This is a genomic window from Streptomyces sp. NPDC041713, from assembly GCF_055591085.1.
Genome location: NZ_JBVIZY010000018.1, coordinates 38,415 through 54,689, shown reverse-complemented (window position 1 = coordinate 54,689; position 16,275 = coordinate 38,415). Strand labels below are relative to the sequence as shown.

General features: G+C 70.4%; 14 protein-coding genes and 1 pseudogene. 5 read left to right on the top strand and 10 right to left on the bottom strand.

From position 1 onward, the window contains the following. Window positions 1-60 precede the first annotated feature (60 nt). Window positions 61-1,251, bottom strand: a complete 1,191-nt coding sequence (locus ACZ6CV_RS34580; RefSeq protein ID WP_469255481.1) for an alpha/beta hydrolase family protein — start codon at window positions 1,249-1,251, stop codon at window positions 61-63. 220 nt (window positions 1,252-1,471) lie between these two features. Between ACZ6CV_RS34580 and ACZ6CV_RS34575 the strand changes: the two are divergent. After that, a pseudogene (locus ACZ6CV_RS34575) lies at window positions 1,472-4,707 on the top strand (amidohydrolase family protein). 75 nt (window positions 4,708-4,782) lie between these two features. On the opposite strand, the gene ACZ6CV_RS34570 reads toward ACZ6CV_RS34575, so the two are convergent. The 5 genes from ACZ6CV_RS34570 to ACZ6CV_RS34550 all read right to left on the bottom strand — a co-directional run bounded on the left by ACZ6CV_RS34570 (window position 4,783) and on the right by ACZ6CV_RS34550 (window position 9,379). Further along, window positions 4,783-5,403, bottom strand: coding sequence for an L-threonylcarbamoyladenylate synthase (locus tag ACZ6CV_RS34570; protein ID WP_355807101.1), 621 nt, complete (start codon window positions 5,401-5,403; stop codon window positions 4,783-4,785). An 89-nt stretch (window positions 5,404-5,492) separates the two neighbouring features. Continuing rightward, the gene (locus ACZ6CV_RS34565; RefSeq protein ID WP_469255479.1) at window positions 5,493-6,521 is read right to left on the bottom strand and encodes a hypothetical protein; all 1,029 of its coding nucleotides are present in this window, start codon (window positions 6,519-6,521) and stop codon (window positions 5,493-5,495) included. A gap of 55 nt (window positions 6,522-6,576) precedes the next feature. Beyond that, entirely contained in the window at window positions 6,577-7,431 is an 855-nt protein-coding gene (locus ACZ6CV_RS34560) for an alpha/beta fold hydrolase (RefSeq protein WP_469255477.1), read from the bottom strand. Between the two features lie 161 nt (window positions 7,432-7,592). Further along, complete coding sequence (locus ACZ6CV_RS34555) at window positions 7,593-8,033, bottom strand: pyridoxamine 5'-phosphate oxidase family protein (RefSeq protein ID WP_469255475.1); 441 nt, start codon at window positions 8,031-8,033, stop codon at window positions 7,593-7,595. 41 nt (window positions 8,034-8,074) lie between these two features. Then, complete coding sequence (locus ACZ6CV_RS34550; RefSeq protein ID WP_469255473.1) at window positions 8,075-9,379, bottom strand: FAD-dependent monooxygenase; 1,305 nt, start codon at window positions 9,377-9,379, stop codon at window positions 8,075-8,077. Between the two features lie 78 nt (window positions 9,380-9,457). Here ACZ6CV_RS34550 and ACZ6CV_RS34545 point away from each other — a divergent pair, with 78 nt between their 5' ends. Next, entirely contained in the window at window positions 9,458-10,036 is a 579-nt protein-coding gene (locus ACZ6CV_RS34545) for a TetR/AcrR family transcriptional regulator C-terminal domain-containing protein (protein WP_469255589.1), read from the top strand. Between the two features lie 51 nt (window positions 10,037-10,087). On the opposite strand, the gene ACZ6CV_RS34540 is transcribed toward ACZ6CV_RS34545, so the two are convergent. Further along, window positions 10,088-10,489: a hypothetical protein gene (locus ACZ6CV_RS34540; RefSeq protein ID WP_469255471.1), complete on the bottom strand. Its 402-nt coding sequence runs from the start codon at window positions 10,487-10,489 to the stop codon at window positions 10,088-10,090. A gap of 261 nt (window positions 10,490-10,750) precedes the next feature. On the opposite strand from ACZ6CV_RS34540, the gene ACZ6CV_RS34535 reads away from it, so the two are divergent. Next, on the top strand, window positions 10,751-12,592 hold the full coding sequence (locus ACZ6CV_RS34535) for a trypsin-like serine peptidase (protein ID WP_469255469.1): 1,842 nt from the start codon (window positions 10,751-10,753) through the stop codon (window positions 12,590-12,592). A 184-nt stretch (window positions 12,593-12,776) separates the two neighbouring features. On the opposite strand, the gene ACZ6CV_RS34530 is transcribed toward ACZ6CV_RS34535, so the two are convergent. Both ACZ6CV_RS34530 and ACZ6CV_RS34525 read right to left on the bottom strand, forming a co-directional pair. Beyond that, window positions 12,777-13,160, bottom strand: coding sequence for a DUF2267 domain-containing protein (locus ACZ6CV_RS34530; RefSeq protein ID WP_469255588.1), 384 nt, complete (start codon window positions 13,158-13,160; stop codon window positions 12,777-12,779). Window positions 13,161-13,360: 200 nt separating this feature from the next. Further along, window positions 13,361-13,816 (bottom strand): Hsp20/alpha crystallin family protein, encoded by a 456-nt coding sequence (locus ACZ6CV_RS34525; RefSeq protein WP_469255467.1) that lies wholly within the window; start codon window positions 13,814-13,816, stop codon window positions 13,361-13,363. 143 nt (window positions 13,817-13,959) lie between these two features. Between ACZ6CV_RS34525 and ACZ6CV_RS34520 the strand changes: the two genes are divergently transcribed. After that, complete coding sequence (locus ACZ6CV_RS34520) at window positions 13,960-14,592, top strand: type III effector protein (RefSeq protein WP_469255465.1); 633 nt, start codon at window positions 13,960-13,962, stop codon at window positions 14,590-14,592. A gap of 166 nt (window positions 14,593-14,758) precedes the next feature. Here the strand turns inward: ACZ6CV_RS34520 and ACZ6CV_RS34515 are convergent, their stop codons facing one another. Further along, window positions 14,759-15,679 carry a DUF6461 domain-containing protein gene (locus tag ACZ6CV_RS34515; protein WP_469255463.1) on the bottom strand — a complete coding sequence of 307 codons (921 nt, stop codon included), beginning with the start codon at window positions 15,677-15,679 and terminating at the stop codon, window positions 14,759-14,761. Window positions 15,680-15,923: 244 nt separating this feature from the next. Here ACZ6CV_RS34515 and ACZ6CV_RS34510 point away from each other — a divergent pair, with 244 nt between their 5' ends. Beyond that, window positions 15,924-16,241, top strand: coding sequence for a hypothetical protein (locus tag ACZ6CV_RS34510; RefSeq protein ID WP_469255461.1), 318 nt, complete (start codon window positions 15,924-15,926; stop codon window positions 16,239-16,241). The last annotated feature ends 34 nt before the right edge of the window (window positions 16,242-16,275 follow it).

Below are 16,275 nucleotides of genomic sequence, written 5' to 3'. Positions count from 1 at the left end.
GACGTGAGGGTGAGACTTCACACGTCGAACGGGCCGGACGAACACGCGGGCCGAGCGTGGTCAGCGGTGCCGGAAGGTGACCTCCGGATGCTGCGGCGTCGGCCCGTCGAGCAGCGGCTGCGGTGTCTCGCGCAGCTCCTGCTCGTAGAACGCCCCCACGTAGGCCCGGGTGATCTGCTCGGAGCGCTCACCGGACAGCGGCACCTCGGGGTCGACCACCCCGGCCTGCCCGGCGAGCACGGGGACGTCGGTGAACGTGAAGTGGCCCGAGCCCTCGACCGTGAGCCAGCGCTTCCAGCCGTCCAGCCACCGCCAGGTCCGGTCCCAGTTCTTGCCGTCCTCGACCCCCGGCGTGTGCTGCACCTCGGTGCCCAGCATCAGGAAGGGCCGGCCGCCGATCCCGTGGGGCCTGACGTGGAAACTGCCGTCCATGTTCATGCCGGCCCGGACCCGGGAGTCGGCGGCCATGGTGGCGAGCGCGGCAGCCCCGCCTATGGAGTGCCCGCCCGCACCGATCCGCTCGGGGTCGATCATGGCGGCGTGCCGCCAGATTGCCTTGCGCCCGGTCAGCCGGTCGATCACGTACGAGAGGTCCTTGGCCCGCCCCTGAGTGACGACCTTGCCCATGTCGGGCTTCTCGGCGGGACCGCAGGCCCGGCAGGTGAGCACCCGCCCGCCGGGGAAGGTCGTGCCGACCGACTCATAGGCGTGGTCGACGGTGGCCACCACGAAGCCTCGGCTCGCCAGATCCTCGGCGAGGTGGGTCAGCGTGGAGCGGGGAGCGGTGAATCCGGGGGAGAGCACGATCAGGGGAAAGCGTCCCGGCGCGGGCCGTGCCCCGGCGCGCGCGTGGGTGCGCGTGGCGCTGTAGGCGGCGGGGGAGACCTGCTGGTCGACCTTCCACCACTCCAGCAGCAGCCGGGCCTCCTCCTGCGAGGTGTACGAGGTGGGGTGCCCGCCGCCGGGTCGCCCCGGGTAGTACACGGAGGCCATCAGCTCGCGCGGGCTCGGCGAGGGCGCCCAGAGGTCGCGGCGGCTCTTGTCGACCAGGTGCAGGGTGTCGCGTCCCACGGCGAACGGGCCGGTGGGCCGGGGCAGGTGGAGCGGTGCGGTGGCCACCTGGTGGGTCGCCCCGGCGTCGCCCGCGTCGGCGGCGAAGGCCGCTCCCGCTCCGGTGACGGGCAGGGCGAAGGCGAGGACGAGAGCGGAGACCAGAGCGCTTCCGCGTACGGTGGTGCGGTTCATCGTCATGTCAAAGGACGCTATTTCGGGAGCACTTGGTGCCGCGTCACCCTGCGGTATCACGCACCACCAGACTCTCGGGGTACGGGAAGGCCGTCCTGTCAGCTTGCGGTACGAGTCGGCGGGGCCTCGGGCGGCTGCGCGACCCGGGTGTGCCCGCTGATGACCCCGGCGTGTTGTCGCCCCACAGAGTTGTCCGTGCCCCGGTGATGGGCGAGTGTGCTGTGTCATGGAATGTGACCGGCACCACACCATGCTGCCCCTGACGCGACGTCAACTGATCGTCGCCGCAGGCGTGTCCGGGGCCGCGGTCGCCCTGGGCGCCGCCCCGGCACCCGCCCGACCGCGCACCACGGTCCCCCTCTCCTTCACCCGGGTCACCAACGGCTCGGCGACCCTCTCTCCCGGCGCCGACCGGCTGATCGTCGAGACCCAGGCCACCCTGTGGTCCGTGCCCCGCGGCCACGGGCACGGTCACGGCGAAGCGGCACCGCTGACGCCACCGGGCCTCGAACCGAACCGGCCCGTGTACGCCCCCGACGGCACCTCGGTCGCGTTCTGCGCCTACCAGGACGGCGGCTTCCACATCTGGACGATGCACGCCGACGGCTCCCGGCTGCGACAGCGCACCGAAGGCCCCTGGGACGACCGCGGCCCCGCCTGGTCACCCGACGGAACCCGCATCGCCTTCGCCTCCGAGCGCGGCGGCGACCCGGTAAAAGGCGGCTCGTACCGCATCCACGTCCTGGACCTCGCCGACGGCGCCCTCACGCGCCTCACCGGGCTGCCCGGCCAGGACGGGCCCCTCCAGGACGGACCGTGGGAGGACTTCGACCCGACCTGGTCACCGGACGGCACCCACCTCTTGTTCGTCCGCGGCACCACCGTCACCACACCCCAGGGCACCTCACTCGACTCCCGCACCATCGCCGCCGTCCCGCCCGTGGGGCCGGCCCCGTCACCGTGGCGCACACCGAGACGGCGGCCGCGCAGGTCATGACGCCCGCCCTGAGCCCGGACGGCGAGCACCTCGCGTACCTGCGGACCACGCCCGCGCCCCACGCCTCCTGCACGCTCGTCGTCGACGGCCGCCCCGTCGACCTGTCCGGCGACCTGGCGCCCGTGCCACCGCGCTGGACGGCGGACGGGCGGCTGCTGCTCACCGTCGACGGCCGCTTCACCCTCGTGCGACCCGGAAGCGTACGACCCGGAAGCGGGAGCGCGCCCGAGGTCATCCCGTTTCGCGGCACCCTGCCGGTGGACCGCCCGCGCTACCGGGTCAAGGAGTACGACCTGGGCCTCGGCCGCGTCCGGCCGACCCGCGGCATCCACCTGCCCGCCCTCTCACCGGACGGACGGCGCATCGCCTTCGCGGCCCTCAACTCGCTCTGGCTGGCCCACACCTCGGGCGGCCGACCGCCCCGGCGACTGCACCGGTCCGCGGCCACCGCCTATCTGCTCGGCCCGACCTGGGCGCCGGACGGCAAATCCCTGGTGTACGCCGACGACCGCGACGGCCTGCTCGGCGTGTACCGGCACGACCTCGCCACCGGCACCGAGACCGCGCTGGCGACCGGCGGCCGCGTCCACCCCGTGCTCTCACCCGACGGCGAACGGCTCGCCTGCCTGGACCTGACGGGGCGCCTCCTGGTGCGCGACCTCGCCTCGGGAACCGAACGCGCGCTGGCGGACCCGCTCGGCGGGGGAGGACTGCCCGGCAGACCCAGCTGGTCCCCGGACGGCCGGTACCTCGCCCTGTGCGACCGCAACCGCCTCAACTACCGCTTCCGCGAGGGCTACAACCTCATCCGGATCGTCGACACGCAGACCGGCGCCGACCACCTGCACGCCGTCGCCCCGCACACCTCGCTCTCCGACCGGTACGACTCAGGACCCGTCTGGTCCCCGGACGGCCGGCTGCTCGCGGTGATCGTCGACTCCGCGCTGCACGTACTGCCCGTAGAACCCGACGGCACGCCCCGCGGCGCCCCGCGAATGCTCTCCGCCGAACCCGCCGACCACCCGTCCTGGTCGGGCGACTCCAAGACGCTCCTCCACCTGTCGAACGGCCGGCTGCGGCTGATCGGCGCGGACGGCGGCGACCCGCGCACCGTGCGGGTGCCACTGGACCACCGCAGGCCCACGCCCGCCGACCTCGTCCTGCACGCGGGCCGGCTGTGGGACGGCACCGGCGACGGGAACGACGTACGGGAGGACGTGGACGTCGTCGTCCGCGGCGGCCGCATCGCGTCCGTACGAGCCCACCGCCCGGCCGGCCGCGTCCCGGCGGCACGGCGCGTCGACGCCTCCCGGCACACCGTCGTCCCCGGCCTCTGGGACACCCACACCCACCCCTGGCAGACGACGTACGGCGGACGCCAGACCGTCGGCCAGCTGACGTACGGGATCACCACCGCGGTCTCGCTGGGCGGCTTCGCGTACGAACAGGCCCGCATCCGGGAGGCGGTGGCCGCCGGGGAACTCGCGGGCCCGCGCCTGCTCACGACGGGCGAACTCCTCGACGGCTCCCGCGTCGCGTACAGCATGGGCCGCGCCCACCGGAACAAGGCCGCGCTCAGGCGCTCCCTAGACCGCGGCGCGGCACTCGACTGGGACTTCGTGAAGACGTACGTACGCGCGCCGGGCTGGGTGATGGAGGAGGCGGCACGCTACGCCCACGAGCGGCTCGGCGTACGTGCGGGAAGCCACCTGCTCTCACCCGGCATCCAGCTGGGTCAGGACCTGACGACCCATCTGCAGGCCACCCAGCGCGCGGAGTTCGGGCACGCCACGACGGCCACGGGCCGTGCCTGGGACGACGTCATCGAGATCTACAGCGCTTCCGGCGCGGCCTTCTCGCTGATCGCCACCCCGTTCACCTCAGCGCCCCTGATCGGCGCGGACCCGGCGCTGGCCGACGACCCGCGCGTCACCGCGGTGATGCCGCCGTGGGACGCCGCCGCCGTGAAGGCAGGAGCGGCCGTGCCACCCAGCGCGGACCAACTGGCCACCCTGCGCAGGGAGACCGACATCTACCGTCGCGTCCTCGCCGCCGGCGGCAAGGTGGCCCTCGGCACCGACCAGCCCCTCGTCCCGGTGGGCCTCTCGCTCCACCTGGGCCTGCGCGCCCTGCACCGCGGCGGGCTCTCCCCGGCGGCCACACTGCGCACCGCGACGGTCCTGCCGGCCAGGATCTTCGGGCTCGACCGGCACCTGGGCACCATCGAGGCCGGGAAGATCGCCGACGTGACGGTGGTGGACGGCGACCCGTTCACGGACTTCGACACGATGGTGCGCACGGTGTCCGTCCTGCGGGGCGGCACCTCGTACGCGACCGACGACCTGACGTCCGCGTACGAGCGGCGGCCGAAGAGCGGGGCCGGTACGGACGCGAAGGACGCGGAGCACTGGCCGGCGGCGGGACACCTGATGCGCAGGGACGGCTGCTGCACACCGACGCCCTGAACGACCGGACGCGGGCAACGAAGGACCACCGGCCCCCCCGCCGGACCCGATCCGGCGGGCGAGGCGGCCCCCTCGCTACTCGAAGCGCGAGGTGTCGCCCGCTCCGCGGCGGACGATCTCCGCCTCACCGCCCGAGAAGTCGATGACGGTGGTGGGCTCGGTACCGCAGTCGCCGGAGTCGATGACGGCGTCCACGAGGTGGTCGAGGCGCTCCTTGATGTCCCAGCCCTGGGTCATCGGCTCCTCCTGCTCCGGCAGGAGGAGCGTGCTGGAGAGCAGCGGCTCACCGAGCTCGGTGAGGATCGCCTGGGTCACCGTGTGGTCGGGGATGCGCACACCGACGGTCCGCTTCTTCGGGTGCATCATCTGGCGCGGCACCTCTTTGGTGGCGGGCAGGATGAAGGTGTAACTGCCGGGCGTGGCCGCCTTGATGGCGCGGAACACGTCGTTGTCGAGGTGCACGAACTGCCCCATCTGCGCGAAGCTCTCGCACATCAGGGTGAAGTGATGGCGGTCGTCGAGCTGCCGGATCGACCGGATGCGGTCCATGCCGTCGCGGCTGCCGAGCTGGCATCCCAGCGCGTAGCAGGAGTCCGTCGGATAGGCGACGAGCGAGCCGGAACGGATCCCGTCGACCACGCTGCCGATGCTGCGCCGCTGGGGGTTGTCGGGGTGCACGTCGAAGTACTTGGCCATTCGGCGAGTCTAAGTGACCGCATGTTGTCTGCCGGGGCTCCGGGTCACGCGTGTGGCGAACGGGGCGGTGACGCGGCGCGGCAGCCCCGCTATGTCCCGGCCCAGTACGCGACCCGCACCACCTCGTCCGCGAAGTCCTGGCGCGGCAGACGCAGGCCGAAGGAGGTCTCCAGGGCGTGGAACTGGAGCTCGAACGTGTTGGTCAGCTCGGGGTGGTCCAGCTCGGCCCGGCGCAGGCCCCGGTTGACGAAGTCCAGCTCGCCGCCGCGCGGATAGGGGGCGTAACCCCGCTCGTACCAGATCAGTTCCAGGGCGCCCCGGTCGTCGTCGACGCGGCGGCCGTCCCGTATGTAGTCGAAGGTGTAGATGGCCTTCGCGGAGGTGGCGGTCAGCCAGACGCTCTCTGTGATGCCGAGCGCCGCGTAGGCGTCCTTGTCGGCGAAGGCCCCGACCGGCGTCTCGTGGTGCAGCAGGTACGTCCACCCGCCGGCCTGCCCGTAGCAGCAGCTCTCCCACTGCCGGTCCCAGTAGGTCCTGCCCTCGTTCTCCCCTCGCAGGTCCTTGAGACGGGTGCCCGCGGCGACCTGCGCGGGATCGGCCCCGTAGAGCAGGGCGAGGCGCTCGGGGTCGACGGGCTGGCCGGGTTCCGCGCGGAAGAAGGCAAGCGTCGTGTACGGGCTCTGCTCGCGCCAGGGCCCGGCTATCCAGGCGAGGCCCTCCAGCGGATCCTGCCCGCACGGCTCGACCGTCCCCGTGTCGTCCAGGGCGCCGCCGCGGAACCGTCTGCCCCACACCGGATCGATCTCCTCCAGCGCCTCGGCCGCCTCTTCGAGGCTGTCGCAACGCAGGCGCATCGCGGCCTCGGCGATCAGATACATCACCTGGCCGAGGTCGCGGGTGACGGAGACCTCCTGGTGGGGACCGAACCGACCGTGCACCGCGCCGTCCTCGACGAGCAGCAACAGCCCGGCGTCCGGCACCTCGTCGGCGCGCTCGGCCCACTCCTCGAACTCGTCCTCCGAGATCGTCACGGGCGGCAGGTCGACCTCGTGGAGCAGGGGGTGGCGCGCGGCGGTGTGCTGCCAGGCCTCCGCCAGGGCGTGCTGAGTGATCTTCATGACGTCAGCATAAGAACGACCACTGACAACGGGCCGACGCTCGCGGCCTGGTTGCTCACGCACCACCCCGACCGGCCCCCGCACCACCCTGACCGGCCCCTATGAAGTCGAGCAGATCCTGGTTGACCGCGTCGGCGTGGGTCATGAAGATGCCGTGTCCCGCCAGCGGGTACTCCTTGTAGACGTTGTCAGGCACCAGCTCCGCCATGCGCCGCCCGCACAGGGCGACGGGAGCGGAGGCGTCCGCGTCGCCGTGCAGGATCAGGGTCGGCACCCGTATCGCCCCGGCCTCCTTGCGCAGGTCGGTGCCGGCGCCCGTCCGCACCACCTCGACGGCCGCCTTGGCGGAACAGTCCAGGCACCGCTGAACCGTCCACTCCATGAGCTCGCCGGAGACGCCATTGCCGAGATGTGTGGCGAAGAACGCCTGCGCGTTCTGGGCCATCCACCGCGGCCGGTCCTTGCTCCGCTCGGCCGTCATGGCGTCGAAAACCTCCTGGGGGACACCGTCCGGGTTGTCCGGCGCCCACAGCAGCAACGGCGCGGTGGCCCCGATCAGCACCAGCCGGCTCACCCGGTCGTCCCCGTGCCGGGTGAGGTAGCGGATCACCTCACCGCCGCCCATCGAGTGCGCCACCAGGGTCACTTCACGCAGGTCGAGGCGGTCGAGCAGGGCCGCGAGATCGTCGGCGAGGGTGTCGTAGTCGAAGCCGTGGCCGACCCAGTCGGAACGGCCGTGGCCCCGCCGGTCCAAGGCGACGCAACGCAGCCCCTCCTCGGAGAGCGGCAGCATCTGGAACTCCCAGGAACTGCTGCTGAGCCAGGCCCCGGCCACGAACACCACGGGCTTGCCCTGCCCCCAGTCGGTGTAGAAGAGGCTCGTTCCGTCGGAACCTTCGAAGTACGGCATGGGGTGGGTCCTTCCCGGGGAGCGGGGCCCGCAGGGTGCAGGGCGTCGGGATGTCCCGGCGCTGCGCCAACTCTGCGTCGGAGGTGACCTGTCGGTCGATTACCTCCGGGGTAAGAGCCACGGAGGAGGCCGGGGCTGTTCCGCTCCGATAGGGGCGAGGCTTACGAGGGAGCCACGGAGTAGCTGAGATCCTTGGCGGAGAGCGAAGAAGGCACCAAACGCAGCCACACGGTGCCCCGTTCGCCCGGATCATCGTGCAGATAGTTCACGAAACGCGCGTCCCATCGAGTTTCGTCCACCCCCAAGTAGCGGGCGAGCTTCCGGCGCCCCCTCGGCACATCGAAGGGCACGAGCTCGGCCCGACCCCGAGCGATCACCTGTCGGACGCGTCCCGACGCGACATCGCACTCGTCCACCACGAGTGCGACGTTCGGGTCGTCCTGCACGCGGTCGAACAGCCGGGTCCACGGGCCGGTCAGGGTCCAGAAGGCCCCGTCCTCCCAGAGGAACCAGACCGGACGCACCGTCGGCCCGCTCGTCGCGACGCGAGCGGTGAGCGGCTGCTGCAAGAAGGCGTCCACATCAAAACCGGGGGAGTCCACGACTCCCATCTTCCGGCGTCGCCGATCACCGCACCACCGACCTACGGCCTACGACCAAAGCCCTGGACGGGCCGACGTATCGGCGGGTGAGAGCAGGGGGAGTAGGGGGAGTAGGGGGAGTAGTCGGGGAGCTGCCAGTCGCCGCCTCGGTCCTCTTTCGCGAAGCGCGCGGCGAGGTCCGGTACGCGCAGGGCGCACGCCAGGGCCGTGGCTGTCTGGAAGGCGCTGATCGCGTGCCGGCTCATGGGCAGGCCCACGCGCAGCAGGCGGGGATTCACCTGTGCCTGGATCGCGTCGACGAACGGCCGCAGCACGCGGTCGTAGTTGGCCAGGGCGGTCGACAGGTCATCGGCATGGCGGTTGATCTCACCGGCCAGGACGTACGCGCCGACCAGCCCACCGGAGATCCCCATGCCGCTGTACGGGGATGCGCAGTGCGCGGCGTCGCCGGCCAGGGCCACCCGGCCCTTGGACCAGGTGTCGGTGCGCACCTGGGCGATCTCCTGTGAGTAGAAGAACGGGCTCGTCTCCATGCCCGCGATGAACCGCTCGCTCTGCCAGCCCGCGTCGCGGAAGCGCCCGGCCCAGAACTCCCGCCGGCGTTCCACGGGCGCCCGGTGGATCGCGGACGCCTCCGCCGACTCCTCGCGCAACACGAAGTACACCTGGGTCTCGGTCGGGTTGTGGCTGCGCCGCATGATCTGGCGACCGCCCGGGACCATGTAGGTGTCGCGGATGTTGCTGTCGGAGGCGATGCGCGGGACGAACCAGTAGGCCATGTGGATGCCGACGCGCCAGTACGGATCGACGCCCTCCGGGAGAAGCGCCCGGCGAATGCGGGATCCCTGTCCGTCCGCGCCGACCAGCAGGTCGAACTCACCGGAGGAGCCGTCGGAGAAACGGGCGGTGACCTGGTGCTCGTCCTGGTCGAAGCCGTCGACGCTCTTGCCGAAGACGTACTCGGCGTCGTCCTTGGTCGCGTCGTGGAGGATGCGGACCAGGTCGCCGCGCATGATCTCGTACTCCGAGGTGAGGGTCTGGCGGCCCTTGCCGGCGGTGTTGGCCATGATCGTCGCCTTCGGCTTCCCGCGGGAATCGATGAACGCGACGCCCGCCTCGTCCACGAGGTGGCCGCGAACGGTGTCCAGCAGCCCCATGCGTTCGACCGCCTCGATGCCCTGCCCGCGCAGGTCGACCTGTGCCCCCGTGGCGCGCAGCGCCGGGAAGCGTTCGACGACCGTCACTTGGTGGCCGCCACGGGTGAGCCAGAAGGCCAGCGCCTGCCCGGCGACGCCGCCACCGGCGACGAGCACCCGCAGCGAACGCTTCGTGATCTTGCTCGACATGCCGACCTCCAAAATTCTATCGGTGATTGATTATTCTCCAGAGTCTTCTATCGCCGATAGAATGTCAACGTGACCAAGATGAACCGTGCGACCGTCGTCACCGAAGCGCTGAATCTGCTCGACGAGGTCGGTCTGGAGAGCGTCAGTACGAGGCGGCTGGCGCAGCGGCTCGGCGTCGAGCAGCCCTCGCTCTACTACCACTTCCGCACCAAGAAGGATCTCCTCGCGGCCATGGCGCAGGCGGCCATGGCCCCCCACGCCGACGCGCCCCTCCCCGCGCCCGAAGACGACTGGAGGGATTGGTTCCTGGAGAACACGCGCAGCTTCCGGCGCACCCTGCTCCTGCGCCGCGACGGCGCTCGCCTCCATGCCGGCAGCGCCCCGACCGGCGACCTCGACCGGATCCGCCGCAAGATGGCCTTCCTCGTCACCTCCGGTGTGCCCGAACGCGACGCGCAGATGGCCATGTTGGCCGCCGGCCGCTACACGGTCGGGAGCGTCCTGGAAGAGCAGGCCGACACGGGTGCCGGAGACGCCATGGAGGGGCTGGCCGATGTGCCGCAGCTCGACCACGAATCGGCGTTCGAGGCGGGGCTCGCCCTCATTCTGGAGGGTCTGGTGCAGCGCACCGAAGCGGCTGGTTCCCAGTCCTCATAGGCGATTTCCCGGGCGGGTGGTTATCGGTGCAGCACGGAGCGGGGAGCTACGTCATACCGGCTCACCAGCGGCGCGACGACGCTTGCGGCGCAGCCAGACCGCTCCGGCGGCGACCGTCGCAGCCGCGCCCGCCGGAACCCCGATCGCAAGGCCGGAGCCGAAGCTCAGCCCCTCCGACGGCGGAGCGGCAACCTTCAACTGCCGGCGGAGCACGATCGGTGGGTAGTCGCACACATAGTCCCGGTCCGCCTCGGCCATGCAGTTCGCATCCTTGTGGCGGAGGGTGAACTTCACCTCGTACGTACCGGGTTCGGCGTTCTCCTTGATCCGGCCGGCGCCCACCCAGGCCTGTCCCGTATCGCCCAAGGCCGTGTCGTCGGTCAGTGCGCGGCTGGAGACTTCCACCTCGGTGGGGTGCGGATTGCCGGGGCGCTCCTTCACCGTGATGTCCACGAGTTGGCCCGGTCGCGCCGGGCCGCCGACGGACACGTATCCCGCTCCGGGAAAGGGCAGCGCGTCACCGTGGGCCGAGACGGCCGCCCCAAGGAGCAGCAGAGGAGCGGCAATTGCCGTATATACGCCATGTACGGACGCATGTGTGAAGTTGCCCATATATCCCCCGAGTCCGCAATAGATTTACGATCATGACTCATTTGGGTGCGGTCACGCCACACGGGGTGACCCGCCTCTCATCTTCATATGGGGGAAACGACCATGAGATTGCGCAGAGCGCTGGGCGCCGCGGCGGGGGCCGCGGCACTGGTTCTGCTGCCGGGCCTTCCGGCGTACGCAGATCCCGGCGAACCGACGCCGAGGGGGGACGCCACCGCACCGGCGGTGGCGGGGGACAGGGAAGCGCCCGTCGTTCCGCCGACTCCCGTGCCGGCCCACGGGGACGAGGACGCGCGCGGATTCACGCCGGCCGACGCGGACGACTACTGGACGCCGGAACGGATGAGGTCCGCGAAGCCCGTCCCGGAGCAGGAGGCCAAGGGATTCTCCGCTCCGACCAGGATGCCCCGCTCCACCAGCCGGCCCTTCGAAGGCCTGCCGATCGTCGGCACCTTCTTCTGGAACGACGGCACCAACACCGGCCGGTTCTGCGGCGGCACGGTCGTCAAGAGCCCCGGCAAGAACATCGTGATGAGCGCCGGCCACTGCTTCGACGACCAGGACGCGCGCAAGAACCTCACCTTCGTCCCGCAGTACGACGACGGCAAGAAGCCGCACGGCGCCTTCACCGTCAAGCCCGGCCGGATCTATGTCGACAAGCGGTACCTGGCCAAGGGCCCTGACGCCGGGGCCGACCTCGACTTCAACTTCCTGCAGCTCGAACCGCGCGGCGGAAAGAACGTCGAGGACGTCGTCGGCGGCGCCGAGCTGAAGATCAACGCCGGCTACGACCACGCGCCGGTCCGCCTGATCGGTTACCCGGCCAACCAGAAGCGTCCGCTGGACTGCACGGACAAGACCGTCCGCTACAACAGCACCGACCCCAAGATCCCCGGCAGCTTCCTGCGCATCGCGTGCGACAAGTACTCGGGCGGAGCGTCGGGCGGCCCGTTCCTCATCAAGCAGGGGAGCGGCTGGGGCATCATCGGTGTCATCGGCGGCTGGAAGACCGGCGGCGACAAGGACGACATCTCCTACAGCTCCTACCTCGACGGCGACGCCAAGGCGCTGTACGACGACGCGGTCAACAACCGGCAGCCGGCCGGCCGCGGTGTCCTGGGCACGGCCGACACCTGGCAGCACGCCGAGGCCATGACCGGCGGCTACTTCACCGACGGCAACCCCGGTACGTGGGACTACTCCGACCTGATCGTGCGCTGGTCCGACGGCGAAGTCACCCTGTACCGAGGCGCCGGCGAGGACGCCGACAACTTCGACAAGGAAATCCGCCTCACCAGCCCCAACGGCACCTGGAAGCACGCCGCCACCATGGCGTCCGGAGACTTCACCGGTGCCGACCGCGACGACCTCATCGTCCGCTGGTCCGACGGCGAGCTGACGCTCTACCCCGACGTGGACGAGCAGGGCTTCCACGGCGAGGTCCAGCTCCAGAAGCCCAACGACCTGTGGAAGAACGCCACGTCCCTCACCGGTGGCCGCTACACGAGCGACAACAAGTGGACCGACGACCTCCTGGTCCGCTGGAGCGACGGCGAGGTCACCCTCTACACCAACGTCAACCGCGACGGCTTCCACGGCGAGAAGAAGCTCGCCGCGCCCAACAGCACCTGGGGGCACGCCTCGATGCTCACCTCGGGCGACTTCACCGGAAACGACCAGCACGACCTGATGGTGCGCTGGACGGATGGCGAACTGACCCTCTACAAGGACATCGATCAGAACGGCTTCCACGGAGAGATCCAGGTCAAGAAGCCCAACAAGCTCTGGACGCACGCCACGGTCCTCGCCGCAGGCGACTACAGCGAGAACCGGCACCCGGACGACTTCCTGGTGCGGTGGTCCGACGGTGAGGTCTCCATGTACCCGGACGCCGACGAGACCGGCTTGAACCGGGAGATAACCCTGGTCTACCCGTCCGCCTGACCGAGTTCTCACGACGGCCCGCCGGCTCATCCCGGTCGGCGAGCGCCACCGGGATTTGCTGAGCGAGGCCCCGGCGACACCACCCGTCGGGTGTGTCGCCGGGGCCTTCGCGGTGACGGGAGGGGGGCGCTTCTACCTATAGGGAGCCCGGTTCAAGCGCACTTCGCAGGCCGCGCCCCGTTCGCTATGCCGCGGGGGTGAGCTCGGCGCGACCGAACAGCAGGGCGTAGCCGGAGGGGAGCCGATGCAGGATGCGGGTCAGGAGCTCGGGGCCGGCGTAGGCCGCGACGGCCCAGAGGACGGACCCCGTGTCCCAGCGGGTGGTGGCCAGAGGGGCACCCGTACGAGCGGCGAGGTCCTTGACGAAGGCCCAGCCGCCGTTCAACGGCTGGGTGGCCGGGATCTGTTCGGTGAGGATGCGTGCCGCTTCGTGGGGCAGACGGGCGGCCAGGTCGACCCGTTCGTCACCGGTCAGTTGGCGTCCCAGTCCCGCGAGGACCAGGCGGACCGCTTCCTCGGCGCGTTCCCGCGTGGGGTAGGCGCCTTGGTAGCGGACCTTGTCCAGCATCTGCTCGTACGCCGTCGTGTGCTGGGACTGGGACTGGGGCTGAGGCCGGGACTGGAACGCTGCGCTCAGGTGGGACATCACTGCTGTGGTTGCCTTTCTTCACCAGGGTCGGGGCGCGGGTGTGGGGGCCGGGGAGCGGGTGGGGGCAGGGGGGAGGTTAGGGCGGCGGCGTCGGCCACCTTGTTCCTGGGGCCGTCGGGTCAGCCGGAGATCTGCTGACGACTGGTTCCGGTTCCGATTCTGGTTCCGGGGCCCGCGCTGACGGCGATCTTGCGGGGCTTCGCCCGCTCGGCGATCGGAATGCGCAGGGTGAGGACGCCCGCGTCGTAACTGGCCTGGATGCGCTCGGCGTCGAGGGTGTCGGCGAGCGCGATCCGGCGGGAGAACACGCCGAGCTGCCGCTCCGAGAGCGTCATCCGCACGTCGTCGGCTGTCGGCACGGGGCGGCGCTCGGCCTTGACGGTCAGCAGATTCCGTTCGACGTCGATGTCGATCGCGTCCACGCTGACGCCGGGGAGATCGAAGCACACGACGTACTCATCGCCCTCGCGGTAGGCGTCCATCGGAATCGGGGACGGCCGCGACCAGGTCCCGGGATCCACCAGTTGCTGCGCCGGCCGGTCGAGTCCACGGAAGGGGGCAGTGCGCATCAACATCATGAAACACCTCCAGCGGTACGGGCAGTTACTGCCAATGCGCCTCACTGAAACCGTTGTATCATGTCATCCATTGGACGACAAAACTCGATGTCATCCAATGGATGACCGGATAGCCTGGATGACCATCAGAGGGAGGTGCCATGACCCCGGCCGACCGATCCGCCCGCTCCAGCACCGGCACGCAGAGCGCCGCGTCGTTTCCCGCAGCCGAGGCGGCCCTTCAAGCCGTGGACGACGCCCTCCGGGCGGCCCGGCAGAAGGAACCCGGCGCATCCGGAGGTGACGAGACTCGCCTGGAGCAGGCCCTGGCTTCTCTTCTCCTGCTGCGGCAGGTCCGTGAGCAACTCGCGGGATGGGAGACCGACCTGATCGAGACGGCCCGCGAGGCGGGGGCCAGCTGGGCCGACCTCGCCCACCCCCTCGGCGTCGCCAGCCGCCAGGCCGCCGAACGCCGCTACCTGCGGAACCGGCCCGGCCCGGCCGGAACCACCGGAGAGCAACGCGTCCAGGCCACCCGCGAACACCGCGCCGCGCAACGCGTCACCGCCACTTGGGCCCGCCGCAACGCGGCCGACCTGCGCCGCATCGCCGGCCAGATCACGGCCCTCACCGACCTGCCCACCGCGGCCCGCCGTCCCCTCGGCCAACTCCATGCGGCCCTGGCCGCCGACGACCCCGCGGAGTTGCTCGACCCCCTGATCGCAACAGCCCCGCACCTGACCACGACCCATCCCGACCTCGCCGCCCAACTCAAGGCGCTTACACCGCCCTGAACCCGAGCGCGGTGGGGCGCTCCCACTACCCACTCCGCCCCTACGCGATCGCTGTCCCGGCTCCTCGGCAGGACCCGCGCCATGGTGCTCGCCGCCATCGGTGTGCGGGGCGGCCGTGGTGGGGGCGCTGACCAAGGAGGCGTGGGTCGGAGTGGCGCCGCGCTGCTCAGGCTGCTCGCCTTGCCGCGTCGTGCAGATGCTGGACCATCCAGAACTCCTGGGTTCGTTCGTCGTCGCCCATCATGGCTGTGACCAGTTGGCTCAAGATGTCCGGGAGACATTGCGCCGCGGCTGGCCGACGCGCCGCGACGCACTGCGCGAGAACGCCGAAGACAATGGCTTGTCGGAACGCGAGTGCGGAGGGGCGCTCCCACTCCGGGGTGAAGTCATCGTCCTCGCCGGCCCTGAGTTCCCGGGCCTGGGAGTGAGCCAGTTCTTTCGCCGCCGTGAGTTCCTCCTGCAGGCGATTTCGCACCCCCGTGGAGTCGTCATCGGGTGCGACAACAGCCACGGCCAAAGGGTGTTGGCCCAAGCCGGCGTGCTCCACAGCGAGTTGCAGTGCGTGGACGCGCAGCCGTCCCAGCACGGCGGGGCCAAGGTCGGCCAGGTAGCTCACGAAGGGCTCCCGCTTGAGCAGCGGCGAGTCGATGAGCCCCTGCCCCAGCAGGTATTCCGGCACGGGTGAGATCTGCACGGCACGGTGCGGGCCTTGCATCCACGCTTCGTCGAACCGTGCACCCGTCGCACGCTCGACGGCCGCCAGGCCGTCACCCCAACTGCCCCCTACTCCCAAGGTCAGACCCGCAAGCAGGGGCTCCCAGGCGCCGGGGCGGGCCCCGAACGGATCGTCGGGGACGACCATGTCGAGCGCGGCGGATATCAGGCCGTCCTCGGCCAAGCTCAGTTGGGACACCGCATTGACGTTCCAGAAAGCGCTGGCGGTGCGTCCGAGGCGGGAGAGCGGGCGCAACACCTCTTCGCGGGACCCCTGGAAGTTGTTGTTCTCCACGACGACGACGGTGGGTCCCGAACGGGAGACCAGGATCGTGTCGTTGTCATAGTGGTCGCGCAGTTCTTCCAGAAGCATGGGGCGAGTCTGTCCGGGGTCTCCGCCGAACAGCCGGATCACGGCGTCCTCGTCGCAGCTGCGTACGACCGTGAACGTGGCCGCAACCTGGAGTCCTAAGTCGGAGATTCGATCATCGAGTCGTTGGGCTGAGGTCATCTGGGGATTGTCGCCGCCACCACTGACAGTGGGAACTCCTAGCTCCTCCACCATCGGTGGACAGCGCGCAGGGCAGCGGACGGGGATGTCAGAGGCGCGTGGTGAGATGACCGCACTCTTGTTGGCCGCCTGGTGGGAGATCGCCCCGATGCCTGTGTTCTCGTCGTTGACCCGTGCTCTGGCGGTGGCGTTGGTCGACGTCCTCTGGTTCGTCGAGGGCTGCGACGACGAGCAGATGGATCCGCATGATGCGCTCAAGGTGTTGGAGGGTGTCGCCCATCTGGTGACTCAGCTGTCGAGCGATCAGCGGGACGACTTCATCGACCTGCTCGAATCGATGGCTGCGGAGGAAGTTGATCCTTCGCGCCGGGCGTTCCTGGAGGACTTTCCTGAAAGCTTCGGACTCGTCGAGGACGGTGGCTGACCGGTTATGGCCCCCATGGCCTCGCCGACGCAGG